This is a genomic window from Kitasatospora humi, assembly GCF_020907985.1.
GTDB lineage: Bacteria > Actinomycetota > Actinomycetes > Streptomycetales > Streptomycetaceae > Kitasatospora > Kitasatospora humi.
On sequence record NZ_JAJJPA010000062.1, the window covers coordinates 14,677 to 38,948 of the forward strand.

Annotated in this window: 24 protein-coding genes; 14 read left to right on the forward strand and 10 right to left on the reverse strand. The window is 71.3% G+C overall.

Going from position 1 to position 24,272, the window contains the following annotated elements:
* Positions 1 to 199: 199 nt before the first annotated feature.
* On the reverse strand, positions 200 to 1,429 hold the full coding sequence (locus tag LN042_RS32790; RefSeq protein WP_230055088.1) for an ABC transporter substrate-binding protein: 1,230 nt from the start codon (positions 1,427 to 1,429) through the stop codon (positions 200 to 202).
* 704 nt (positions 1,430 to 2,133) lie between these two features.
* On the opposite strand from LN042_RS32790, the gene LN042_RS32800 reads away from it, so the two are divergent.
* From LN042_RS32800 to LN042_RS32810, 3 genes are all read left to right on the forward strand, one after another.
* Positions 2,134 to 2,397, forward strand: coding sequence for a hypothetical protein (locus LN042_RS32800; protein WP_308191903.1), 264 nt, complete (start codon positions 2,134 to 2,136; stop codon positions 2,395 to 2,397).
* A 1,194-nt stretch (positions 2,398 to 3,591) separates the two neighbouring features.
* A complete protein-coding gene (locus LN042_RS37885) occupies positions 3,592 to 4,371 on the forward strand; it encodes a papain-like cysteine protease family protein (protein ID WP_230055089.1) in 780 nt (259 codons plus the stop codon).
* A gap of 16 nt (positions 4,372 to 4,387) precedes the next feature.
* Positions 4,388 to 5,221, forward strand: a complete 834-nt coding sequence (locus LN042_RS32810; RefSeq protein WP_230055090.1) for a hypothetical protein — start codon at positions 4,388 to 4,390, stop codon at positions 5,219 to 5,221.
* A 222-nt stretch (positions 5,222 to 5,443) separates the two neighbouring features.
* On the opposite strand, the gene LN042_RS32815 is transcribed toward LN042_RS32810, so the two are convergent.
* Both LN042_RS32815 and LN042_RS32820 read right to left on the reverse strand, forming a co-directional pair.
* Positions 5,444 to 5,644, reverse strand: coding sequence for a hypothetical protein (locus LN042_RS32815; RefSeq protein WP_230055091.1), 201 nt, complete (start codon positions 5,642 to 5,644; stop codon positions 5,444 to 5,446).
* Positions 5,645 to 6,041: 397 nt separating this feature from the next.
* On the reverse strand, positions 6,042 to 6,524 hold the full coding sequence (locus LN042_RS32820) for a carboxymuconolactone decarboxylase family protein (protein WP_230055092.1): 483 nt from the start codon (positions 6,522 to 6,524) through the stop codon (positions 6,042 to 6,044).
* Between the two features lie 177 nt (positions 6,525 to 6,701).
* On the opposite strand from LN042_RS32820, the gene LN042_RS32825 reads away from it, so the two are divergent.
* From LN042_RS32825 to murJ, 4 genes are all read left to right on the forward strand, one after another.
* Entirely contained in the window at positions 6,702 to 7,640 is a 939-nt protein-coding gene (locus LN042_RS32825; RefSeq protein WP_230055093.1) for an RNA polymerase sigma-70 factor, read from the forward strand.
* 334 nt (positions 7,641 to 7,974) lie between these two features.
* Positions 7,975 to 8,853 (forward strand): polysaccharide deacetylase family protein, encoded by an 879-nt coding sequence (locus tag LN042_RS32830; protein WP_230055094.1) that lies wholly within the window; start codon positions 7,975 to 7,977, stop codon positions 8,851 to 8,853.
* Complete coding sequence (locus LN042_RS32835) at positions 8,850 to 10,133, forward strand: GNAT family N-acetyltransferase (protein ID WP_230055095.1); 1,284 nt, start codon at positions 8,850 to 8,852, stop codon at positions 10,131 to 10,133. The genes LN042_RS32830 and LN042_RS32835 overlap by 4 nt, the downstream gene beginning before the upstream one ends.
* Before the next feature lie 356 nt (positions 10,134 to 10,489).
* Complete coding sequence (murJ, locus tag LN042_RS32840; protein WP_230055096.1) at positions 10,490 to 12,097, forward strand: murein biosynthesis integral membrane protein MurJ; 1,608 nt, start codon at positions 10,490 to 10,492, stop codon at positions 12,095 to 12,097.
* Between the two features lie 34 nt (positions 12,098 to 12,131).
* Here the strand turns inward: murJ and LN042_RS32845 are convergent, their stop codons facing one another.
* The 5 genes from LN042_RS32845 to LN042_RS32865 form a co-directional block, all read right to left on the reverse strand.
* Positions 12,132 to 13,028, reverse strand: a complete 897-nt coding sequence (locus tag LN042_RS32845; protein ID WP_230055097.1) for an alpha/beta fold hydrolase — start codon at positions 13,026 to 13,028, stop codon at positions 12,132 to 12,134.
* Between the two features lie 169 nt (positions 13,029 to 13,197).
* Positions 13,198 to 13,803, reverse strand: coding sequence for a DUF3159 domain-containing protein (locus LN042_RS32850; protein ID WP_249801777.1), 606 nt, complete (start codon positions 13,801 to 13,803; stop codon positions 13,198 to 13,200).
* Positions 13,800 to 14,138, reverse strand: a complete 339-nt coding sequence (locus LN042_RS32855; RefSeq protein WP_230055099.1) for a hypothetical protein — start codon at positions 14,136 to 14,138, stop codon at positions 13,800 to 13,802. Before LN042_RS32855 ends, LN042_RS32850 begins: the two co-directional genes overlap by 4 nt.
* 49 nt (positions 14,139 to 14,187) lie before the next feature.
* Entirely contained in the window at positions 14,188 to 14,859 is a 672-nt protein-coding gene (locus LN042_RS32860; protein WP_230055100.1) for a DJ-1/PfpI family protein, read from the reverse strand.
* A gap of 220 nt (positions 14,860 to 15,079) precedes the next feature.
* Complete coding sequence (locus LN042_RS32865; RefSeq protein ID WP_230055101.1) at positions 15,080 to 16,042, reverse strand: GlxA family transcriptional regulator; 963 nt, start codon at positions 16,040 to 16,042, stop codon at positions 15,080 to 15,082.
* A 597-nt stretch (positions 16,043 to 16,639) separates the two neighbouring features.
* On the opposite strand from LN042_RS32865, the gene LN042_RS32870 reads away from it, so the two are divergent.
* From LN042_RS32870 to LN042_RS32885, 4 genes are all read left to right on the forward strand, one after another.
* Complete coding sequence (locus tag LN042_RS32870; RefSeq protein ID WP_230055102.1) at positions 16,640 to 17,191, forward strand: CGNR zinc finger domain-containing protein; 552 nt, start codon at positions 16,640 to 16,642, stop codon at positions 17,189 to 17,191.
* Positions 17,192 to 17,250: 59 nt separating this feature from the next.
* Complete coding sequence (locus LN042_RS32875) at positions 17,251 to 17,664, forward strand: hypothetical protein (RefSeq protein WP_230055103.1); 414 nt, start codon at positions 17,251 to 17,253, stop codon at positions 17,662 to 17,664.
* 362 nt (positions 17,665 to 18,026) lie between these two features.
* On the forward strand, positions 18,027 to 19,352 hold the full coding sequence (locus LN042_RS32880) for a S53 family peptidase (RefSeq protein ID WP_230055104.1): 1,326 nt from the start codon (positions 18,027 to 18,029) through the stop codon (positions 19,350 to 19,352).
* Positions 19,353 to 19,497: 145 nt separating this feature from the next.
* Entirely contained in the window at positions 19,498 to 19,674 is a 177-nt protein-coding gene (locus LN042_RS32885) for a hypothetical protein (protein WP_372495859.1), read from the forward strand.
* 13 nt (positions 19,675 to 19,687) lie between these two features.
* Here the strand turns inward: LN042_RS32885 and LN042_RS32890 are convergent, their stop codons facing one another.
* Positions 19,688 to 20,422 (reverse strand): hypothetical protein, encoded by a 735-nt coding sequence (locus LN042_RS32890; protein WP_230055105.1) that lies wholly within the window; start codon positions 20,420 to 20,422, stop codon positions 19,688 to 19,690.
* Positions 20,423 to 20,746: 324 nt separating this feature from the next.
* Here LN042_RS32890 and LN042_RS32895 point away from each other — a divergent pair, with 324 nt between their 5' ends.
* Both LN042_RS32895 and LN042_RS32900 read left to right on the forward strand, forming a co-directional pair.
* Positions 20,747 to 21,070 (forward strand): hypothetical protein, encoded by a 324-nt coding sequence (locus LN042_RS32895; protein ID WP_230055106.1) that lies wholly within the window; start codon positions 20,747 to 20,749, stop codon positions 21,068 to 21,070.
* A 563-nt stretch (positions 21,071 to 21,633) separates the two neighbouring features.
* Positions 21,634 to 22,185, forward strand: a complete 552-nt coding sequence (locus LN042_RS32900) for a hemerythrin domain-containing protein (RefSeq protein ID WP_230055107.1) — start codon at positions 21,634 to 21,636, stop codon at positions 22,183 to 22,185.
* A 528-nt stretch (positions 22,186 to 22,713) separates the two neighbouring features.
* On the opposite strand, the gene LN042_RS32905 is transcribed toward LN042_RS32900, so the two are convergent.
* Complete coding sequence (locus tag LN042_RS32905; protein WP_230055108.1) at positions 22,714 to 23,130, reverse strand: CBS domain-containing protein; 417 nt, start codon at positions 23,128 to 23,130, stop codon at positions 22,714 to 22,716.
* A 611-nt stretch (positions 23,131 to 23,741) separates the two neighbouring features.
* Between LN042_RS32905 and LN042_RS32910 the strand changes: the two genes are divergently transcribed.
* A complete protein-coding gene (locus tag LN042_RS32910) occupies positions 23,742 to 23,912 on the forward strand; it encodes a hydrophobic protein (protein ID WP_230055109.1) in 171 nt (56 codons plus the stop codon).
* Positions 23,913 to 24,272: the final 360 nt, after the last annotated feature.

Sequence of the window (24,272 nt, forward strand, 5' to 3'; positions counted from 1 at the left end):
CGCCGCCGTGACCGGCGCGCACAGCGCTGGCCGGCTGCGAGACGCCGGCGCCCGTGTGGTCCGGCCGGACCTGACGGACACGGGATCGGTGATCGGCCTTCTCCGCCTGATGGCAGCAGGGCACCGGTGGGTTGCGACGCAGCGGTTCCGGTGGCCCTGGCGGGTCGGCGAGCGACAGCGATCGTCGAAGGAGCGTCCGTCACTCCGGCGGCTGACCGCCGGTGAAGGCCCAGCGCATGTCCAGGTAGCCGCTCTGCTGCTCGACGAGCTGACCCGCCTTCACCTGCTGGAACGTCACCCAGGTGTTGACCAGCCGGGGCGACTCGGCGCTCGGCAGCGTCTCGCTCCAGCTCAGCTGAGGCGTGACGCCGCCGGTGTCCAGCGAGTCCCCGCTCTCCAACTCCTCGCGCAGGCTCAGGCTGGTCATCGGCTTTCCGGCCTCGTGCAGCCGGTCGGCGGCTGCGAGGAAGACCCGGTAGGCCACCCACGTGGTCTGCACCGCGGGGTCGGAGACGTCGATCGGGTTGCCGCCGACGGTCGAGCGCAGCGCGTCCCAAGCGGGCCCTGATGTGGGTGGGTACCAGCTGGTGACGTAGGCGTTGTCGAGCACCCCGTCGGCCGCGCCGTTCGGGCCGAGCGCGGACTGCGGGACGCTGCCGATCACCGCGCCGAGCTGGGTGTGCTTGGCGTTCAGCCGGCGGTAGGCGTCCAGGAACCCGGCGCTCTGCCCGGGCGCCAGCGTATCGCTGACGCAGTTGCCGACGCGGTCGTCGCCCAGCGCCTTGCGGGCGGCCGCGGCGTAGTCGGGAGTGGTCTCGTTGACCCGGACGTCGACCACCTGTCCGCCCTCGGGCTTGAGCGCGCCGGCGAGGTAGCCGGTCAGCGCATCACCGGCCATGGTGTCCGGGCGGACCAACGCGACGGTGCGGCAGCCGGCGGCGATCAGCTGCCGGCCGTTGCCGATCACCAGGGCCGGGGTCCCACCGGCCACCGGGTAGGAGAGCGGGCTGGTGAACTCGGCGCTGGTCAGCCCGTACCCGCCGATGTAGGGGATCTTGGCGGCCTCCAGGCCGGACAGCAGAGCGTCGCTGTTCAGGCTGTACGAGCCGATCACCGCGATCACCTTCTGCTGCACCGCTTGGTGCACGCAGGCATTGCCGCCGTCCGCGGTGTTGTGCTCGTTGCAGGTGAGCACCTTGAGGTGGTGGCCGTTGAGCCCACCCTTGCTGTTCACGGCCCGTCCGATCAGATCGGCCAGTGCCGTGACCCCGGGTCGGTCGGAGGCGCCGGTGCCGGAGGGAGCCCATGTCATCACCGCGTAGTCGCTCTCGGCGTCTCCTGTCGAGCTGCCGCAGCCGGTGCTTGCGAGCAACGCGGGGAGCAGGGCGAGAACCGCGAGGGCTCTGCGCGGACGGGTCCGGCTGGTCATACCGATTGCCTTCCTCGAACTGCCATGCCGGGCAGTGGAACTGGGAACCAGTACAGCCAACTCGGTGACCGGCTCCGGGACTAGTACAGCCAACTTGGCTCGGCGCAAGGGGGGAGATACGGCGGCTTAACACTGGGCGTACGCGCCCCCAACAGCGGGCGGCCAGAGTGCGGGTGGGCGAACGGACCCCGGCCGGCCGGACCGACGACGAACTCTTCGGGTTCGGAACCGCCGTCCGTTCGATGGCACCGCGACGGCCCGCCGACGACCCCTTCCGTCCGGGCCGCCAGCTCGGTGACGAGTCAACTGGCCATCCTGACAGCACTTTTGGACTTACGGGTCCTATTCTCGCTGCCCAGCGTGATGCCCGTTCCCTCATGGACGACCGCATAGGAAGGTGTCATCATGCACGCGATCCGCATCGAGGAGCACGGTGGCCCCGAGGTCATGCGCTGGACCGTTGAGCTACCGGACCCGACCCCACGCCCCGGCGAGGCGCTGGTACGGCTGGGCGTCGCCGGCGTGAGCTACATGGACGTAGGCGCCCGCGCCGAGGGCGGGCCGGGCTGGGCGGCCCCGGCGCTGCTCGGGGCCGAGGGGATGGGCTACGTCACCGCCCTGCTGCTCCTGCCGACACCCGGTCGGCTCCGCCGACCGTGCCCGATCCGCTTGAACGGGACCCACAGCTCGCACCGGGAGGAGCCGTGCCGCTGCCCCGCAAAGGCACCGCGACCAGGCGGCGCACCGTCGAGGGTTGGCAGCAGCAACTCGCCGAGGGAATCCGCCGCATGCAGGGCAGCGGTGAGATCGCCCCCGGACCGGACGCCGACCGAGAGGCCGCATCCCTGCCGGCCGGCATCCAGGGCGGCGTGCTGATCCTCATGACCACGGGCGGCTCCACTCACCTGGGGGCCGCGATCGACCTGGGCATCGCCCAGCTCCGCGCTTCCGTCCGCCGCGACCGTTGAGAGCTCCGCGGCCGGACGGGAACGCGCAGCCACGGCAGTACCGCGGGGCGAACCAGCGCGTGCCGTACGGCAGTTGGTCAGGTGATCCGTGCTGGCCATGGTGGCGGTCCCCCTTCGTGGCGTGGCGGCGGGGGCACGGCATGGTGCAGGGATCTCCCGGCCTTGCGAACGTACCATTGCACATGTCACGCATCCAGCACGAGGGTGCGACTGTGGAGTTTTTCGAAAGGTGCCGTGCGGGGCTGCGCGGGCCGGTGAATTCGAGCGTCGGATACCCGGCGATCGGCGGGGGAGGGCACCCGTCGATCGGCCGGAAAGCCCGCCGGCTTCTAGTTGACAATTTGTCCCACAAGGCGCCCGGGGGCTGCGGCGGATCCCGTTGAGGCGGGCGCGGTTGCGATGGCCGAAAGGACGGGAGGCGCTTTCCCGAAGCAGCTTGTGTGTACACGCAGAACATCGGCCAGGCCCTCGCCGAGTTGGGCGCCGAATGAGTGCGGCGGTCGGCGATCCGGTGCTGCGGAATCCGGTCCCGGTTCGTCCGTTCCGGACGGTCGCCAGGTGCTGTGCGTATGCTTGCGACCCGTGTGCTGCACGGGGAAACGGCCTTGGTGTCGGGTGTCGGGGCAGGCTGTGCGGCGGGCGTCGTCCAGGGTCGGAGTGGTCCATCGGTGGGTCCGGGGGCACGCGATGCACCCGAATGATCACGTTGCGTGCGAGGCCGAATTCGGTGATTCCTGAGGCTTGACCAAATGGCTCGGCTGATCACTAACATGATCTGCCATCGGGCCGAAGCGGGGTTTCGAAGTATCCACGGCCTGCGCAACTCGGGGTTGCCGTCGGCAATCCCGCCATCACGGGCGCCGATCCGGTGCCGACGTCGCGCTGCTTTCGGGGGAATGCCATGGGGGAGTCACACGCGGAGTGATGTCATGGTCACTTCAGTCGTGATGGGAAGCTGATTCGGAACCAGGTTGCCATGGAGGCGACTTGGTGCTGCGCCGCGCCTCAGCGTGTCCGAACCACCTTTCGCAGTCCGGGTTTTCCGGATGACTCGCGCTCTCTTGTACGGACTCCCGGCTGCGGTGTGTGCGTCCGGCTTGCCGTCGTGCCGGCTCGGCACGCCTGTCCGATCGAAGAAGGAACTGCTACATGAACGGTTCTCCCCCTTCCCTCCGAAGGAGGGCATTCGCCGCAGTGGCCACCGGTCTGGCGACCGCGGTGGCCCTGGTCGGCGCCGCCAGCCCGGCCTTCGCCGACTCCACCGGCACGGTGACGGCAGGACAGGGCAACTACTCGTACATCAACGAGCGCAGCGGGCCGCACCTGTCCTCGTCAGTCGTGGGACAGGCGAACGTCGGCAGCACGGTGAACATGAGATGCCAGACCCAGGGCGACAGCGTCGAGAACGACGCGCGCTGGATCTGGTCCGGCAGCTTCTACATCGCCGACGCGTTCATCGCGGAGAACACCGACAGCCTCCCCACCTGCGGCGGTGCGGTCACGCTCAACATCTCCATGCAGAAGCAGGTCCAGGACGAATGGTGCTGGGACGCCTCAGGCCTGACCCTGGCCGACTACTGGGGCTACACCCAGTACAGCCAGTACGACTTCTGCAATCTCGCCCACCAGTACAGCGGCGTCAGCTGCAACGACCAGCCCGCCACGCTCGACGACATGGCCGGCGCGCTCTGGGAGATGGGCTTCGCCAACACCGGCTACGACCTCAACCGCAGCGCCACCTTCGCGGAGACCACCAACGAGATATCCAACAACCGCCCGTTCGCGGTGCGCATCGGCTGGGCCGCCGGCGGCGGGCACATGAACGTGATCTACGGCTACGACCCGTCCTCCAACATGATCGCCGTCGGTGACCCGTGGCCTTCCACCCAGACCTACACCTGGTGGAACTACGGCAGTTACGCCAGCAACAGCTCGTTCACCTGGACCCACTCCCGGATCGGGATCCACAACTGAGGAAGGCTCGCCCCGCATGCGAAACCACCACCGCACCGACCGATGGGCAACCCGCCTGGCCTCGCTCGCCGTGGGAACGACGGCACTGCTGACCGCCATCTGCTCGCAGGCCCAGGCCGACGACCGCCCGGGCGTACCGGACCCCTCGCAGGCTCAGCAGGTCCTCGCCTCCGCCCAGGTGCACAGCACCGTCTCGCGCTTCCTCGGCACCGTCGCCGCGGCCGGCAACGCCGTCCCCGCCATGCCGGCGGCCGGCGCGGCCGCCGGCGACCAGCAGCCGTTCACCATGGACGCGCCGGTCGCGCTCTACGAGCTGTCGCCCGACTTCGTCAAGGGCGCAAAGCCCGCAACCGCCGGCAACGCCGTGCGGCTGTCCTTCCTGGCCGCACCGGTGACCGGCAAGGACGGCCACCGCGCCGACGTCCTGCTCAGCCACGATGCCAACTCGTGGCAGCTGGCCGGGATCCGCGACGGCGACGAGGACGCCGGCTACGCCAAGCGCGCCACCCAGGGAACCACGGTGTTCAGCGAGCCGCAGATCCACGCCTGGTACACGCTCGTGAACAACAAGGTCCAGCCGCTCAACCACGAGGCGCAGGACGGGCTCGGCGGCCGCACCAGCATGACGCTGGCCGACTACCAGAAGCTCGTGCACCAGCGCTACGCCGACAAGACACCGGGCTCGGCGTACGACCAGAAGGGCCTGGCCGGCGGCTATGGCCTCGTCGCCGCCGCACCGGCCCGTCCGTCCGGGCCGTCGCCGACGGTGATCGGCGGCTCCGCTGCCGCGGTGGGCCTGGCCGGTGGCGCGGTGCTGCTGCGCCGTCGCCGCTCGCACGCGCAGCGGTAGGCGACGTCACCGCCGAGCGGCTCCCAGGGGCAACTCACGCTCCCGAACGGCGGATCGGGGCGGGAACCGGGGAGCCGCCCGGCTGTGCCTGTTGCCTATTGCCAGGCCACGTTGCGCTGGCTCGCGGGTGGCTGCTGCTGTCGCGCTCCCGTGTAGGTGCGCTGGGTGGCCGGCTGGGGCGCCCATCAGGGGATCGCCCGATCAGGGGCGGTCCGGCTCTGCTCAGCTCTCCGACTCCCACATCACGCAGGCGATCACGGAGAGCGGGAAGCTGTAGATCGTGGAAGGGGTCTCCTCCGAGCGGACATGGAGCCAGGCGTCCTCCATGCGCACCAGGAGGTGGCGCATCTCCCCGGAGAAGTTCACGCCCGCCACCGCCACCTGCTCCCGGAATACGACCGTCGCGATGATGAAGTCGCCCATGCAACCAGCGTGCTCCTCCGGAGGCCGGTTTGCACCGGCTCTGGGGACGGCCTCAGCAAAAAACGCTGTCCGCTGACCCCGTCCGGCTGTCCGGGCGAGCCGCCTGCCCGGGGATTACGGGGCGACCGACTTCTCGGTGGGCGAGCGGGTGGTGACCGGTTGGATTCCGGGATCTGCGTGGACGCTCCTGTATGTTCTTCCGGACCCGGGGAGGGGTGAACCTTCCCAGGAGGCCAAGGGGGCTGATCGTGGCTGGTGAACGACTTGATGCCGAGTGGCTCCGCGACTGGTGTGAGCAGGCGGATGCGGCGCTCGCGGAGCTGATGCAGTCGTTCCAAGCACCGCGCGGGTCCTTCACGCGGCACCCAGACTGCTGACCGCGGACACTGACCGCCGGTCAGCCGAGGCGGCCGGGCTCGTAGTCGCCGCCGCGCTTGCGGACGATGACGCTCATGCGGTTGGTCGCGTTGATCAAGGCGATGAGCATCACCAGGTCGGCCAGCTGGTCCTGGTCGTAGTGCTTGGCGGCGTCCGTCCAGGCTTCGTCGTCGACGCCGCCGGCCGCGTCGGCGATGCGGGTGCCCTGCTCGGTCAGTGCCAGCGCCGCGCGTTCGGCGTCGGTGAAGACCGTGGACCCGTGCCGGGCGGCGACCAGGCTGAGGCGGGTCGGGCTCTCGCCGGCGGCCGCGGCGTTCTTGGCCCACACGTCGATGGCGTAGCCGTCGCCGTTGATCTGGCTGGCTCGCAGCAGCACCAGCTTCTGGACTACGGCAGGAAGAGTCGACTCCTGGAGGATGGTCTTGCTCGCGGTGCCGAAATGACCGGCGGCCTTGGCCGCGGGCGCGTCCGGGTTGCCGAAGAGGCTCAAACGAGCGGTCATGGTGTGCTCCTTGTTCGTCGTCGTTGGGCGGAGGTCGAACAGGAGATGCCGGTGGCCCGAGCGGCGTGACACCGACGGTTGTGTGAGCCATGTCACCGGAATCGAATGTCACGGAGCCGACGCGACCGGCACCGTGTGTGTGGCACGAGGAAGATCCAGAACGGGTAGGAGCCGGTGATGAGCGAGCGCACTGACGGGTCCATGGAGACGACCGAACCGACCACCGGCGGCAACCGCGTCGATCACGCCACCGAGACCTTCGTCGCCCACCGGAACCTCTTGTTCACCGTCGCCTACGAGATGCTCGGCTCGGCGGCTGACGCCGAGGACGTCCTGCAGGAGACGTGGATGCGGTGGCTGGATGTCGATCACGGCGTCGTGCGCGATCCGCGCGCGTATCTGATCCGAGTCACCACCCGGCAGGCGCTGATGCGGCTGCGTTCGCTCCGCCGGCGCAGGGAGACCTACGTCGGCCCCTGGCTGCCCGAGCCACTGCTGACGGCGCCCGATGTGGCCGAGGACGTCGAACTGGCCGAGGGCGTCTCGATGGCGATGCTGTTGGTGATGGAGACGTTGACGCCCACCGAGCGGGCGGTGTTCGTGCTGCGGGAGGTGTTCGGCCTGGACTACGACGAGATCGCCGAGGCCGTCGACAAGACCCCTGTCACCGTCCGGCAGATCGCACACCGGGCCCGCAACCATGTCGCCGCGCGGCGCCCGCGCACAGCCGTTTCCCAGGCCGAGAACCGCGCAGCCCTGCTGGCGTTCCAACGCGCGGTCGAAACCGGCGACCTGCAGGGCCTGCTCGACCAACTCGCCCCGGACGTCGTCTTCCTGAGCGATGGCGGCGGAGTCGTCCAGGCCGCGCTGGATCCCGTCGTCGGCGCCGATCCGGTCGCAGCCCTGCTGGCGGCGGGGCTGGGCAGGATCGCAGGCACCGCAGCGGTGCAGCCGGCGCTGGTCAATGGCCACCCGGCACTGATCATGCGGATCGGCGGTCAGGTCGAGGGCGTCCTGGCGCTGCGGACCGAGGACGGCTTGATCACGGGGCTGTACTTCGTGCGCAACCCCGACAAGTTGTCACGCCTGGAGCAGGAGAACCCCCTGCGCCGCTGAACCCGTACACCCGGGGAGCGGCCGACGGGCATGCACCGTGACCAGCGCGGATGAGGCCTTGGGCAAGGGAGGCCAAGTGGACGCGGTGTCCCGTCCCCTGGGTACGGCCCGAATGAGTGAAGTTCTTGCCCCGGAAGTGAGTCAGCCCCTGTTGACGCGAGTTGTCGACGACTCCGGCGGTAGCGTGGCGTCGCCGCGCGCCGATCACTCAGCTCCGCAACGCGAGCCCGGACGGAGCGGCGTGACACCCGCTTGTCTGATTCGCCGGAAACGCACCGTCAGCCGAACCTCGCTTCAGCGTCAACGGCTCATGCCGGGAAGGGAGATGCCAGCGATGTCCCTTGAATCACCCAATGGGCGCAAGTACGTCCCGACGGCATTCGCACGGGAGAACTCATGGGTGCTGATGTACCACTCGGTGGACACCTACGAGGAGGACCCGAACCTCCTGACGGTCAGGCCCGATCGGTTCGCCCGGCAGATAGATTGGCTGCGTCGGCGCGGGCTGCGCGGCGTCGGCATGAGCGAGTTGCTGCGCGCCCGCGCGCAGGGACGGGCCGGCTCCCTGGTGGGTCTCACGTTCGACGACGGGTACACGGACTTCACCCGACACGTCCTGCCGATCCTTGACGAGCTCGGTTTCAGTGCCACGGTGTACGTGGTGGCCGGCCTCATCGGCGGGCACAACGTCTGGGACGCAGGTGCGCCCCGCAAAGACCTGCTCACCGCCGAGCAGGTCAGGTCACTCGCCGACGCCGGGGTGGAGATCGGCTCGCACGGCTTCCACCACGTCCGCCTGCCGGGACTCGGGGACGCCGAGTTGACCACCGAGACCGCCCTCAGCCGGGAGTTGCTCGAGGAGATCACGCGTCACCCGGTGAACAGCTTCTGCTACCCGTACGGAGCGGTGGACGCCGCAGCGGTCTCAGCCGTCCGCACGGCGGGATACGACCATGCGTGCGCCATCGACCACTCCCCCCTCACCGACCGCTGGTCACTGCCCCGTTGCTACGTCGGAGACAGCGACGGCGGCTGGCGGCTCCGCGCCAAGCGAGCGCGCCACCTGATGCGGGACCATCACCTGGCAACGGCCTCCCGCCGCGGCGCCGGCGGGTTGCGGACCGGCACGGTGGATCTCCCCGTCCCCGGCTACAAGCCCCTCAGCGAGGGACCGTCCCCGGCCCGGAGCACGGCCGCCAGGAGCCCTGCATGACGCACCTGCCCTCAGCATCCGACGCGCCCACGCCCCCACTCATCCCGTCCGAGCAGCTGACGCGTTGCACACAAGCGTCAGCCGGAACGGCGAGGCTCGAGGAGGCCACCGCTGCGGCCGCCACGTCCGCGACCGGCCGTTCGTCCTCGCCGGCCGACCCGCAGGAGTGGTCGGTCTCCTTCTGCCGGGACGGCGAGGCCCTGACCGCCCTGGCCGGGGAGTGGGACAGCCTGGTGGACCGCTGCTCCGCGGCCACCCCGTTCCAGTGCCACGCCTGGCTCGACTCGTGGTGGCAGACCTACGGCCGCGCGGGCCTGCGTCTGGTGCTGGTGCGACGCGGTGGACGGCTGGTCGGTGCGGCAGCGCTGATACTGCGGCGGTTCCCGCTGCCCGTGCTGGTCCCGGTGGGAACCGGCATCAGCGACTTCGGTGACATCCTCCTCGACGACAGCTGCGCCGACGAGGCTGCCGCCGAACTCGCCCGCACCCTGACCACCCGCCGTCCCTGGCCCCTGCTAGACCTGCGCGAGGTGCGCCCGACCGCAGCCGTCCAACGGCTCGTCACCCACTGGCCGGGCGCCTGGCAACGGCTGCCCGACTCGCTGTGCCAGCACCTGCCGGGCGTGCCCATGGAGGAACTGGTCCGACGCCTGCCCGCACACAGCGCCAAGCGCACCCGGACCAAGCTGCGCAGACTCGACTCAGCCGGAGTCGTCGTACGGGAGACCCCGCCGGAGGAGGTGCCGCGCGCCATCGCCGAGTTGCTTCGCCTGCACGAACTGCAGTGGCGTGGCCGCGGGGTGACGCCCGAACACCTGCGGGAGCGGTTCGCCAGCCACCTGGCTCGTGCCGCGACCGCAATGGCCGCTTCCGACCGCGTCGCAGTGCGGCAATACCTTCTGGACGACGAACTGATCGCCTGTCACCTCACCTTGCTCGGACCGGATTTCACCGGCCTCTACCTGTACGGAGTCCACCCGAGGGCACGAGACCGCCTCGACATCTCCGGCATGCTCATGGCCGGGTGCATGGCGCATGCCGCCCGCACCGGCCGGACCGAAGTCAGCCTGCTCCGCGGTACCGAGCCGTACAAGCAGCGATGGCGCCCTGACCAGACCCGCAACGAACGTCTGGTGCTGGGCGGCACCGTCGCCGTCACCGTGTACGGCGGCGCAGTCCGCCTGCGCGCCGCCGCACTGCGCCACGCACGAGCCCACCTGCCCTGGCTGGCGCACGTCCGCTCCCGGCTCCGCGTGCTGCGCGCGCCGAGCCGAGCCTGACCGCTGTGACACGGGCAGGCGTGACCGCGGCCGGGCCGCGGCGGGGCGCGGGCCGCGGGGCACTGGTGCCCGCCCAGCGTGCCCAGCGACCGCCAGAACCGTGCGGGACCGCACTCGTACGCGGCTCCGGGCCGAAGGCGCACACCCCATTCGCTCCAGGCCCCCGCCGCCTCCGGAGACCGTCGATGACGAACTTCCATCCGCCACGCGACCTGTCACCGTCCCCGTCGCCGTGCCCGCCCCCGTCCGGATCCGGGTCCGGGCTCGGGTCCGCCCCGGCAACCACGTCACAAGCCGCTTCCACGCCGCCGGGTGGGACGCTTGCCCGCGCCTTCGGCATCACCGCTCTCCTCAGTGTGACCGGTTCCCTGCTCGGGCTCGGCCGCGACCTGCTGATCGCCCGGTACTTCGGCGCGGGCCAGGAGACCGACGCCTTCCTGGTCGCATGGAGCGTGCCCGAAACCGCGGCACCGCTGTTGATCGACAGCGCCCTGCCCCTCCTCATGCTCCCCGCCTTCAGTACCGCACTCGCCGCACGGCGCCCGGTGGCGCCTTCCCACACCACGCCACCTGCCAGGTCCACGGCGCCGCGGGCCGCAGACCCGGTCCAGGCCATTGTCGCGGCGACTCTCCCGCAGCTGTGCCTCCTCCTGGCCCTGTTCTCCGCGGTGACCGCACTCTGTGCGCCCGCTGTGGTCACCTGGCTGGCCCCAGGCCTGCCCCATGCGGCTCTCGCCGTCAGCTGCACGCGCTCCACCGCGATGACCGTGCTGTTCTTCGGTGTCGCCGGGTACCTCTGCGCCGGGCTGCGCGCCCACCAGCATTTCACCGCCCCGGCCGCCGTCTACGCCGCCTACAACACCGGCATCCTGACCGTGGTGGCTCTGACCCACCACAGCCTGGGGATTCGCGCTGCGGCTGTGGGAGTGGCCGTCGGCAGCCTCTGCATGGTCCTGGTCGTCCTGCCGGCCTTCCACCGACGCTGCTGCCGGCTGACGGGCCCCGGCTGGCGTGCTGCCACCAACCGGTCCGGTGCGACGGTCACGCTGAGCTGGCCGACACTGCTGCCCGTGGTGGCGTTCGCCCTCACCCGCCAGTCCCAGATCTACATCGAGCGGTACCTGGGCTCCGGCCTTTCCCCGGGAACCATCTCGCACCTCAACTATGCGGAGAAGGTCGCCCAGATGCCCATGGCCATCGCGGTGATGATCAGCACGATCACCCTCCCCGTGATTGCCCGAGCGATGGCCGAAGGCGAGACCGAACGCGCACGCGAGCAGGTCGAGAAGGACCTCGTACTCGTGAGCGTGATCACGCTCGCCGCCACCGCCTTCTTGGTCGCCTGTGCCCCGCAGGTGCTGTCCCTCCTCTTCCAACACGGAGCCTTCGACGCGACCGACACCAGCGCCACCGCGGCGGTGATGCGGATCTACAGCCTCGGTCTCCTCGGCCAGGCCCTGGTCGGAGCGACGGCTCGCCCGTTCTTCTCGGCCCAGCCCATGGCCCGCTTCGCCGGCAGCACCCGCCCCACGGCTGCCGGCACGAAACTCGCCGGATGGATTCCGGTAGTGGCGATGGCATTCGGACTCGCCGTCACCGCCGCCGTCAGCTCCGTCGCGGCCCCCGTGTACGGAGCACTGGGCCTCGCCGCAGGCAATGCCGTCGGGATCTCCTTGACGGCCGTGCTGCTGCTCGGTGGTCTCAAGGTCCGGGGCATCCCGGTTCGGCTGGCCCAGGTCGCCGATCGGCTCGGCCGCCTGTGCGCCTCGACGGGCTGTGCAGGAGGCGCGGCAGCCTGCGCAGCCCGTTTCGCCGGTCCCAGCAGCCCCCTGGCCGTTGTCCTGCTCTGCGGCACCGTCACGATCGTGGTCTTCGGAGCAACTGCCTGGATGTTCGGCATCCACGAGTTCCGTGCCCTGACGTCCGCTCTTGCCAGCCGGTGGGGGAAGCGGGGCGCAGCGTAGAAGGTCCGCACCGCGCCGCCGAGTTGAGCCGCGTCTACCGGTGCACGAACGCGTCGATGGCCGGGACGAAGGCCGCCGTGTTCTGGAAGAGGAACGCGTGGCCGGCATCCGGGTAGAGCACCAGGCCGCTGTCGCGCACGGTGTCGCGCAGCAGACGGTCGTTGGCGCTCGGGTCGAGCAGGTCCTGAGCGCCGTCGGCGACAAGGGCGGGCGTGTGGATGCGCTCCAGGTGGCGTCCGGCCGGGTCCCGACCCGCCATCCACTGGCCGATCGCCGCGTCCTGGGCGGCCTTGACGGCGGGGGACGCCGCGTAGAAGTGCGGGTACTGGACGACGCCCGCAAGGTAGGCCCGGGCCGCCGCGCCCTGGTCGGGCGGGAACAGTACCGACATCACCACGGCCGGGTCGGAGCTGTCCAGGGCGGCAGCGGCGGCGGGCGGGATGGGCAGCGCCGCCCCGGTGCCGGGCTGGGTGGCCGCCAGCACCAAGTGGCTCACCTCGTTGGGGTGGCGGACTGCGAGCGCCTGGGCGACCATGCCGCCGAGCGACCAGCCCAGCACGGTCGGCCGGTGCAGGTGCAGTGCGGTGATCAGCGCACTGGTCTGGTCGGCCATGTCCGACACGCTCACCGGCGGGGTCAGTGGTGCCGTCTCGCCGACGCCCTCGTTGTCGAAGACGACGACCCGGTGGTGGGCGGCCAGCCCGTCCACGAAGCTCGGCGCCCAGCCGTCCATCGACATGCCCCGCCCCGCGATCAGCAGGATGGGGCTGCCCTCGCCCACCTCGCGGTAGCCGACGTCCCCGGAGTGGGTGTGCGCGACGAGCGTGGGCGCGCCGAGGATGCCCGAGGGTGGCGGCACGGGCGCCGCGCTCGCGGATGCCGCTGCCCCGGTGGCCGACAGCGCCACCGCCGCCACGACCGCGGCGCTCACGGCGGCCCGGATGCCACGGCTCCACGCGCCTGGGTGCCGTGCTGGCTTGTCTGACACGCCCGTTCCTCCTCCATCGAACCTGATGCGACGTCAACTCATCTTTACAGTACATCCGTCCGGTGGATTCGTTCGGGCCCCAGGGGGTCCGGGCGGCAGATCGGCCGGGTGGTCAGCAGTTGCCGGCCTCAGCGGCGTTCCGCTCGCGGGTGACCGTCCTGCGGGCCGACACCATGGAGATTGCTGTGACGGCAGCCCACAACGGCCCCATGAGGACGTGCAGGAGTCCCAGCCAGGTGACGTCGCTCCAGCAGTACAGTGCCACCTGAGCGGCCAGGCTCACGAAGCTCACGAGCGCGATCACTACCGTTGACGCCGCGTAGAAGCGGTACAGCGCCTGGTGCGAGCGCCAGCCGGATGGGCCGCCCACGACCCTGTTCGCGACCAGGCCGGCCAAGGGGCGGCCGGCCGCGAGAGACACCAGGCATGTCGCCGTCGCCACGGCCGGGACCAGCATGGGGACCAGGAAGAACCCCCGCGCCTGTCCCGTCCAGGCGGCCACGGCCGCGCACGCCGTCGCGAGCAGGGCTCCGATGACGGCGTGTCGGAGCTGCCGTCGGGCACGCAGCCGCCACGCGAGGACGAGCACGGCGGCTGCCGCTGCGGCGGCGGAGGCGGGCCGTAGACCGCCGATCCCGTTCGCGGCCAGGAACACCAGGGTGGGTGCCCCTGCCGCAGCCGCACCAGTGACCGTGGACGTCAGGCGTGGTGCCGTCATCGCGCTGGTGCGGCGGTGTCGGCGGCATCATCGGAGCGGCGTCGGCCGGTGACCTTCGAGGACGGAAGACGACCGGCCTTGGAGGTACCGGTGAGCGTGTCGCCGTCGATGGTGACGGCGAAGCTCAGGTCGAGGCGCATCGGGCGGGTGATCGACTGCTTCCAGGTCAGCCGGCCGCCGTCGAGGGTGAGGTCCTTCAAGGGCAGGCTCTCGCCCGCGCCGTGGGCGATGCCGACCAACAGCCCATCCTCGGTGCGCAGTTCGAGAACAGGTCGCACTCGCCCGATGGGCGTGACGATGGTCAGCTCCCAAACGCCTTCGATTTCAGTGGACATGAATACGGTGCCTTCTTGCTCGTGAGTGATGTGCGACGGTGCAGGACGCTCAGAAGGTGGCGGGCTCGGGCCCGTCGGGGCGCCAGGTGGTGCCGCGGCGTTCATGTGCGAACAACTCCTCCACGGCGTGGGCGATCTGTGGACCGACTTCGCGCTCCAGCAGGTACAGGCCGAGGTCGAGGCCGGAGGTGACCCCGGCGGCCGTGATCAGGTCGCCGTCGTCGACGACGCGTGCGCGGACGGCGTGGACGCCGGTCGCGTCGAGCAGGTCCACGCCCATGTGGTGGGTGGTGGCGTGGCGACCTTGGAGGAGGCCGGCCATGGCCAGGACGAGCGAGCCGCCGCAGACCGTCGCCACGGTGATCCGCTCGTCCTCCATGGCGGCCTTGAGCAGCACCGGCAGCCCGGTCTCCAGGGTGCGTGCCAGCCGGACCGGGATGGCGTCCTCCGGCGTAGCGTCGTCTTCGAGGTCCGCGGGGTCGCCGACGCGCCCGGCGGCGCCAGGGACGAGGACGACGCCGGGACGACGGGGATCGAGGGTGCCGGTGGCACGCAGCGACAGGCCACCGGCGCCGCTGACGACCTCCCGAGGGCCCTCGGCGCTGACCAACTCCACGCTGACCGCGCCCCCGGAGGCAGTGCCGCCGGCGTGGAGCACCTCGAACGGTGCGATGGCGTCAAGCGGGTCGAACCCGTCGAACAACACTATCTGGACGTGCATGTGAGTGTCTTTCGTCGGACCGGGAACCGGCGATCGCCGGCTTCGCCTCGATGCTAGGAGCCGGTGCGCACAGCAGGGGACGGGCTCGAATGACACATTCCAACGGGATCTCGCCACGAGTCCTGTGCGGCCGCTCGCATCGCTCGCGGCCGCGTGGTGGCCCCGGGTGACGCGCTCACACTGACCAGTCCGGTCTCCGGGAAGGCCACACTGCTCGGTGTCACGCGCCTCCGGGGTGCCCGCTGCTGCGGAAGGTGGCGCGGTAGTTCTGCGGTGTGGTGCCGGCGACCCGCTTGAAGCGCTCGCGGAAGGCGGTCGGGGAGCCGAAGCCGGCCTGGTCGGCGATGCGGTCGATGGTGTGGTCGGTGTTCTCCAGCAGGAACTGCGCCCGCCGCACCCGGGCCCGCAGCAACCACTGCAGCGGTGTGGTGCCGGTCTGCTCACGGAACCGGCGGCTGAAGGTTCGTTCGCTCATGCCGCTGCGCTTCGCCATGAGTTCGAGCGTCAGCTCGTCGCCGAGGTGTTCCTCCATCCAGGCGAGCACCGGTTCGAGCGCGGAACCCTGCGGGACCGGTGGCTGGGGATGGACGATGAACTGGGCCTGGCCCCCTTCGCGTTCCAGCGGGGTGACCGCCAGTCGGGCCGCGTCGGCGGCGACCGCGGAGCCGAAGTCGCGGCGGATCATGTGCAGGCACAGGTCCAACCCTGCCGAGGCACCGGCGGAGGTGAGCAGTTGCCCGTTGTCGACGTAGAGGACATCGGGGCGCACCTCGACAGCGGGGAAGAGTCGGGCCAGATCGGGGGCGGCAACCCAGTGCGTGGTCGCCGCCAGCCCGTCGAGCAGCCCGGTCAGGGCGAGGTCGAAGGCGCCGACGCAGATCGAGGCGATCCTGGTGCCGCGGGCCGCCGCCGCGCGCAACGCGTCCAGCACCTCCTCGCCCGGCGGGGGCGCGCCCTCCGCACGACCGGGAACGATCACGGTGTCGGCACCGACCAGCCCCTCCAGACCCCAGGGGGCGGCGATCACGAACCCGGCAGCCGGGATCTGCGCACGGGGCGCGCACACGCGCACCTGGTAGGGGCGGCGCCCGTCCGGCAGCCGGACCCGGGCGAACACCTCCAAGGGCGTGGACAGGTCGAAGGGGATGACCCGGTCGAGCGCCAGGACCGCGACGGTGTGCACCTGCGTCTCCTCAACTTCCGGACGGAACAATGACGATCCTTTTGGTGGATCACCTCATGCAGCTCGCACCTCTGCAAACGGCTTCGAGGGTAAGCTGAGGGAGCGTCAGGGGCTCCACCCGCGGCCTGATCGGGCACGTACGCCGGGCGTGGCAGGACCCGGAGGCGCGGCTGGGGATGCGTGCGGGGTTCATCAGCCGGCAGTGGTCGCGCCGCCGCCACCCGTACCGGCTGCCCGAGGACCACCGCGATCACCAGGCCGTCGACGGTTCTTCGGGGCGCCGCAACCCAGCGCCGAGAGGGCTCGGCCGCGGGCGAGCCCTCTCGGCGGCCACGCGTCAGAAGGGGACGATCACGCGGTAGCCGAGGTCGGCGAGGAGCGGCGCCACGGCCCAAGGCCTGTTCGAGGAGAGCGGAGAAGGATTCGTGCAGGTGCGGCCCGTGCCGGGCAGGGAAGGTACGACCGCCCTGTTGCGTCTGGAGTCGGCGGAAACCAGCGACTTCCTGGAGCTGCCCGAGGGCTGACCACCGGCGAAGACCTGCGGCCCTGGGAGCCGGTGGTGTTGCGCAACTGCCAGTAACTGGTCAAACTGGTGACGTGATGCACGCGTTTCCCTGCGGGACCCTGCCCCTCGACTTCGTCGGAACCCTGCGGGCACGGCGCAACGCCGCGCCCGCCGAGAAGCTGGCGTCCCCCCAGCAGCTCGATGCCTGGTTCGTCGAGGCCGGGATGTTCGACAGCGCGCCCGGCGCCGACGAGACCGACCTCGAGAGCGCGGTGGCTCTGCGCGAGTCGATCTACTCCCTCGTCGCCGCCCGGCTCGCCGGCCGGCCGATGCCGCCCCGGGCGATGTCCGAGGTGAACAAGCACGCGGCAGGACTCCCGGTGACGCTGTGCCTGCACGCTGACGGTGCCACCAGGACCGGGTCGGTGGCCCAAGGGCTCGCGGCGCTCGCTCGCGAGACCGTCGAGATCCTCGGTGGCGCTGACGCGGCCCTGCTCCGGGAGTGCGCACGCCCCGAGTGCACCCAGGTCTACCTGGACCGCTCGCGCGGCCACCGGCGCGAGTGGTGCGCCATGAAGACCTGCGGGAACCGGGTCAAGGCCGCCAGCTACCGGGCGCGCCGGCACAGCGCGACCCGCGCCTAGTCAGGCGGACCGGTGCCCGGCACGCCTGATGCACCGTCAAACGACTGATCCTGCCACCGGTGTGCACGGCCGCGGTGGCCTGGCTGACCCGTGCGGCGGAACTGAGCCCCGGCTCGGCGGACCGCGCCCGTCGGCTCGGGGACGCGGCGTTCGTCGCCGGGTTCACCGGACGCCTCGACCAGGCCCAGCGCCGCGCCGACACCGACGACCTGCCCGACGGAGCGGGCAGGCTCGCCGCAGTCGTGGACTTCGCCCACGGAGCCCTGTACCAGGACGGCGACGTTCGGTCGTGGCACCGCCAGGTGGCCGCGGCCATCGAAAGGAGAACCGGGCCGGCAGCGGTGCCGGTGCCGCGGGCCACCGGAGCACCGCGTGGGTCCCCTCCGGGCAGGGCTTCGAGTCCGGCTCCCGGTACCGCTGCCGCGACCGCATTCGTGGCCGCCGCGAGGCCGGGCTCGGTGCGGTCGCCGTAGACCGCCGGCAGCGGAACGCCGATAGGGGCGAGCCGCTCGAACGGCGCCGGCTGCCAGGAGCAGTGACGGATTCCCAGGTCGGCGGCCGTCTTGACGCTCTGTCATGCTTTGGCCACACTCGATTAGATCGTGGCGGAACCTCGCCGACCCCGGCACCGTGAGGCTGCCGTCGTGTGGTCGGAGCCACGCCCCCACTCCCCGATCCATCGTCCGACGTGCGTCCACCTGCCGGTGGCCGCCCGCGCACCGCGTCGCCGAACCAGGCATCCGAGCGTCACCGCCCAGTGCGGCGCAGACTCCGTACACCCCCTGCACCATCAGGACCAACCCGCAACGCCAGCCCCCACCTTGACGGAGGCACGATGCAACGCCCTGACGCACACTCCGCTGACCGTCCCGGCCGGACGCCGCGGGAACGCCGTACGCGGCCCGCGACCACCGCCCTGCTGACAGTCGTCTCGCTGGCTGCCGCCGCCCTCACCGGGCTGGCGGGTGCTGCGCAGGCGGCTCCCGAGGAGCGGCCGGCCGCCCAGGCGGCCACGCTCGACTTCGGGTGCGCCCACCCCGCGCGGGCCGACGAGGCCCGCTGCTTCGGCAAGATGGCGGCCCACCACACCGCCGACGGCCACCTCGCCCCCCTCACCAGCGGGTCCCCCACCTCGGTGGGCTACACACCGTCCGATCTGCGGTCTGCCTACAACCTGACCGGCACCTCCGGAGCCGGCCGGACCGTCGCGATCGTGGACGCTCAGGACGACCCCAATGCCGAATCCGACCTCGCCGCCTACCGCAGCGCCTACGGCCTGGCCGCCTGCACCACCGCCAACGGCTGCTTCCACAAGGTCAACCAGGCCGGCCAGGCCTCGCCGTTGCCGTCGGGCGACTACGGCTGGGCGGAGGAGATCAGCCTCGACCTCGACATGGTCTCGGCCACCTGTCCCGACTGCCACATCCTGCTGGTGGAGGCCGACTCCGCCAACACGAGTGACTTGATGACCGCCGAGGACACCGCCGCCGGCACCAGCGGTGTCGTGTCGGTGTCCAACAGCTGGGGCGGTGCCGAGGACTCGACCATCACCTCGTCGGACAGCCACTTCAACCACCCCGGCGTCGCGATCACGGCCAGTTCCGGTGACTCCGGCTACGGCGTGTCCTGGCCCGCCTCGTCGCCCGATGTCACGGCGGTCGGCGGCACCTCGCTGAGCAAGGCGTCCAACGCCCGTGGCTGGTCGGAGACCGCGTGGAGCAGCGCCGGCTCCGGATGCTCCGCCTACGAGCCCAAGCCGGCCTGGCAGCACGACGGCGGTTGCGCCAACCGCACGGTCGCCGACGTGTCCGCGGTGGCCGACCCGAACACCGGCGTGGCCGTCTACGACAGCTACAACAGCTGCGGAGGCGGCGCCTTCTGCGACTTCCTGCTCTCGCTCGGCCTCGCCCAGGGCGCCGACGGCTGGATCCAGGTGGGTGGTACCAGCGCCTCGTCCCCGATCATCGCGAGCGTCTACGCACTGGCCGGCAACACCGCCCAGACCGCGGCGGGTTCCTACCCCTACAGTCACACTTCCGCCCTGAACGACGTGACCTCCGGTAGCAACGGATCGTGCGGCGGCACGTACCTGTGCACCGCCGGCCCCGGCTACGACGGCCCCACCGGCCTCGGCACCCCCAACGGTACCGGCGCCTTCTGAGCGCCCACGCAGGGCCCGCGGGGTTGACGGACGTCCACCTCGCGGGCCCTGCGGCCGGCATCGGTCGCGGTGTGCGCTCGATTCGGCGGCGCGGTGCCGGGACAGCAATCCACTGACACTTCACCTGGAAGACTCGAGCCGGCGTGTGGAGGACTTCAAGGCCGCCGTCTCCTACCTCAACACCGTCGAGGACGTCTACCTCAACACCGTCGAGGACGTCGACGCCGACCGGATCGGACTGCTCGGCGTCTGCGCCTCCAGGGGGTACTCGCTGAGCGCGGCAGGCGGAGACCACCGCGTGAAGGCCGTTGCCACCGTGTGAGGACCATGTCTGCTCAGGAGTGGGGTTCCACCCCGTGGGGCGATTGCGATCTCTTGCCGACGGATGTTTCGTCGGACGGGGCGAGCCGGCGGCGTGGTCGCTGCGGTTCGGGGCTGCGGTTGAGCGGCCCGGCGGTGATGCTCGCTGCCATGACGTGGCCGATGGCCAGCACTGCGAGGGTGACCTGCAGGGCCTGCCCGCTGGGTGCGGCCGGCCGCCGGCCGAGCCGGGGAGGGATTCTTCCCAGGGGATCGGCGGTGACCTGCACCGTGCTGCCGACGCGTGGCTCGCCATCGACGTCGAATGACCTGCCGTCGTTCATCCGGACATGGACCCCGTCTTGAGTGGGAGCGCCACTGTCGCTGGTATGGGTCCGGATCCCGGTTACCACGCCCGTGGACGTCACCCCGCGGTCGTGCAGGATCTGCTGTTCGACGTCCCGTTGGCCGAGGATGCCGGCGGTGAACGAGCCGACGAGGACGACGGCGACGCCGGCGCAGCAGACCACCGCCCGCGGCGTGCTGGTCCGGCCCATCCAGCGGTGCCTGACGTACAGGAACGCCTGTACGGGCACCCAGATGTAGAACAGCGGAACCGCGATCATGAGCAGGAGGACCAGACCGTGGTCGTTGTCACCCCACGCGTCCCCATCGAGCCTCACCAACAGCAGCGAGATCCCGAACGGAACGGCTGCCACCAGCACGCACCAGACCGACCACAGCAGCGCCCACGCCGCCCTGCGCATCATGTGACCCCCCATCCCGCCAGCGTGAGCCGACACCGGGGACATCCGCAAGAGCCCGGCCGCCCGCAGTTCGTGGCGTGTCATCGCCCGGGCCGCTGGGGCGCGCGGGTCTCCTTCGCCCAGGCACGGGCCGGGGCGACGGTGTCGAGCGACCGGAGCCCCTGATCGGAGCACGGCTACAGGCCGGCCCAGCGGCCGCTCTCGTCCCCCTCCTGGCCCTCAGGACTGGGACGGACCCGCCGCCGCAGCCCGGCCCGACGGCGGCGGGTCCGTCGAGCGCGGCATCCGCTATCATCTGCTCCGCCGACGAGGAGTCAGGAGCTGACAGTGCGGAGAGCGGCGCTCGCCGGATTCGTCGGGCTGGTCGTGTGCGTGGCGACGGCCTGCGGGCCGAACACGGATGCCTATGTGGCCCTGCAGAACGCGATGAAGGCGCACATCACCAATCAGGACCACCGCCCGGTGGCGTCGGTGGCGTGCACTCCGCACGTCCACGACACCGCGCGGGAGGAGACGGCCCGGCTCCGCTGCCTGGTGGTCTTCAAGGACGGGACCTCGTACACCGCCGGGGCGACCATCCAGAACCAGAACTCCGGCGGTACTCACAATCGGCCTGACGCGTACAGCTGGGACGCCCCACCCGGCAGTTGAGGTCGGCGCCGGTCGGCAACGGTCGGCGACGGGCGGGCGTCGGTCGGCTGGGGAGCAGGGACGTCAACGGTCGAGGGCGTCCGGTGACCACGGAGGCGGGTGGGGGCGCTCGGGCCGTGTCGGTCAGCAGCCGGGTGGCGCCGGGTCCGGCATCCGGCGTCTGGTTCTGCTCACCTGGCGGCCCGGCACCGGCGGCCGTGGTGCCGGCGCGGCCGGCGGTTTGGAGCGACCGCGCGCCGCATGCAGCACGGCCTGGGCGCGGACCCGCAGTCGGTGCTCGGTCTTGTGGCCACAGGCGGTCTTCTTCAACCGTGCCCGTTCGGCGGCGGTAGGCGCCATCGGGCAGGCGGGCATCGCAGGCAGGCCGATCAGCAGAAGTGGATGTCGGGTAACCCGAAGGAGCCGCCGTCACCGCGAAGATCGACGGCGTGGCGGGCAAGGACGGTGTGGTGGCTCGCCGGAATGGCTGCCCGGAATGCGGGGATACGAGAGGCCTGTGGCACCAGGCCCGCGGGCCGGCGCCGCCTTTCACCGTCCGACCGACGAGCAGAAGGAGCGAGGAAATGGGACACGGCGGCAACGTGATCAACGAGCTGATGACGGACCACCGGGAGGTGGCGGAGATGTTCGCCCGGATCCGGGCGCTGCCAGCCGGCGACGAACGGCGCCGTGAGGTGGCCGACCAGTTCACCATCGAGCTGGTCCGCCACTCGGTCGCCGAGGAGCAGTACCTGTACCCGGCGGTGCGGGAGCACGTCCCGGGGGGCGAGGCCCTGGCCGACAAGGAGGTCGCCGACCACGCGGCCGTCGAGAAGCTCCTCAAGGACCTGGAGGAGGTGGACTGCGGCGACGCGCGGTTCTCCGTCCTGGTCGACCGGATCGTCTCCGAGGTCGAGGCCCACGTCCGGGACGAGGAGGAGAACCTCTTCCCGGCGCTGATCGGGGCCTGCCCGCCGGAGAAGCTCGACGAGCTCGGCGAGCAGGTCCGCAGGGCCAAGAAGCTCGCGCCCACCCGACCCCATCCCGATGCCCCGGACAGCAAGCTCCTCGCGGCGGGTACGGGTCTGGTCGACCGGGCCCGCGACCTCGTCACCGGTCGTGGCAGGCATTCCTGATCCCAGTGCCGGCGCCGCCGCCCGGGTCGCCGAAGCAGCCCGGGCGACGGAAGCGGCCGCCCCGGCCCAGCGGTTGACTTGATCCCCCGGTGGAGCAGCACAGCCGTGCTGCTCCACCGGGGGATCGGCCTGGCAACGCCGAAATCAGCTTGCGCCAATGGTGTTGACCTGCCGTCAGGTTGGAGCCGACCGGCTCGCCCGGCGCACGCGTCGCGCAACGCACCTGTCACCTGGCGCACTTGTCACCTGGCGCACCTGTCGTCCAGGGCGCTCGACCGTCCAGACGCTTGTCCACCCCGACGCGAAGGGCGCTCGCGTCTGCCGCTCGCGTCTGCGGTGAGACGGGCCTGCTGCACGGTGGCGAGACCTGCCGACCCGGCCTCGCCGCCGTGCAGCAAGCCCGATGACCCGGGCCGGGCACGGCTTGGATCGGCGAGTCGACGGCCGTTCCGCCGCGCCTCGCACGGCCGGCCCCGGTCCCCGCGCTCGACGGGCGGGAACCGGGGCCGGGCCATCCACGTCTCAGAGTCAGTCGTAGGAGATCGTCTCCAGGAGGTCGCCGACCTTGGCGTCGGGCAGCGCGCGGGCGACATCCGCGAGCGCGACGACGCCGACCAGGCGGTGGCCGTCGATGACCGGGAGGCGGCGCACTCGGTGGGATCCCATGGTGCGCAGGATCTCGTTCGCGTCGTCGTCCGCACCGATCGTGACGACCTCACCCTGGGCGAGCTCACCGGCGGTCACCCGACCGGGGTCCTTGCCGGCGCCGAGCACCTTGACGACGATGTCCCGGTCGGTCAGGACGCCCTTGAGCCTGTCGTCGGTCCCGCAGATCGGCAGCGCGCCGACGCCGAGTTCCGTCATCTTCTTCGCGGCCTCCAGGACGGACTCACGCTCGCCGACGCACTCGGCGCCCTCGGTCATGATCTCGCGCGCGATGGTCATCCTCTCTTCTCCTCACTCGTGGGTGTATGGGTTGCTTCGGACCCGGGTCCGCCTGCCCAGCCGCCCGGAAGCCATGCCTCACCAGCCGGAACAGGGTGAGACGACGGTGCGCACACGGGTTTCGCCGTGCTGGGCGCCGCGGGCCGGGGCAGACCGGCTCGTCGGGGGCCGTGCACCGGCGTCCGACCGGCTTGCCGGGGGCGGCCGGGGATGTCCCACCCGCCGGCCCGATGGGCTGCCCACCGTCGCCCGAGGGCCCCGGCTCCCATCGGGCTCCACGGCGTCCAGGGGCCTGCCGAGCGCCTCGGACGGGGCCGCTCAGTGGGCGGGGCGGGGCCGACGGGCTCGCCCCAGCGCCGACCCTTCGCGCCTGCCGCGGTCCCGGACCGTCCGGGCCGCCCAAGGCCCCTCGATCGGGCCGGCGCTGACCGGGGCAGTCCGCGGTCCACTGCCCGGTCGACGCACCCGCCCCCCGTACAGTCGGTCGGGGCGATCGCACTGAACGCGGAACCGCCCTTCGGTAACGATCTGCGCATCGGTGTGCATGCAACGCCGCATCCGGGACAGCAGCGTTGACATCCCAGTCGTTCAGTGAAGGAGATGACAGTTCCATGGCTGCTCTGCTACTGGTTCTGCTGCTCGCCGTCGTGCTCTTTGGTTTGGGTTTCGCGGCAAAGGTGCTGTGGTGGGTGGCGCTCGTCGTCCTCGCGGTGTGGCTCATCGGATTCATCGCCCGTGCCGCGGACGGTGCCGGCGGCCGGAGGCGCTGGTACCGGTGGTGATCCGGGAGCCGGCGGGCGGTGCCGCTCTCCTGGCTGCCCACCTGGTGGTAGCCGCCGGGTCGGGTGTCCCGCGGCCGGCCCGTGGCCCGGCGTCCCGGCCGACTGTTGAGCGAGCAGCCGGTACCTGGTGCTCCATCCAGCAGGAGCCACGTCCCTGACGGCACAGCAGGTCAGGAGAGGCGGCCGGGCGTCCGCCCCCGCTCCCGGGATCGGGGCCGGACGCACGCCGGGCAGCACCTCATGGCCGGCTCACCCGGCAGGGGGCCCACCGCGCGAGGCCGAAGGGCGGGGAGGCGGAGGAAGCGGGCAGCTGGCCCGAGCCTTCGCGGGGTGAGCCGGGCGCCAGAGCGAACCGCGGTG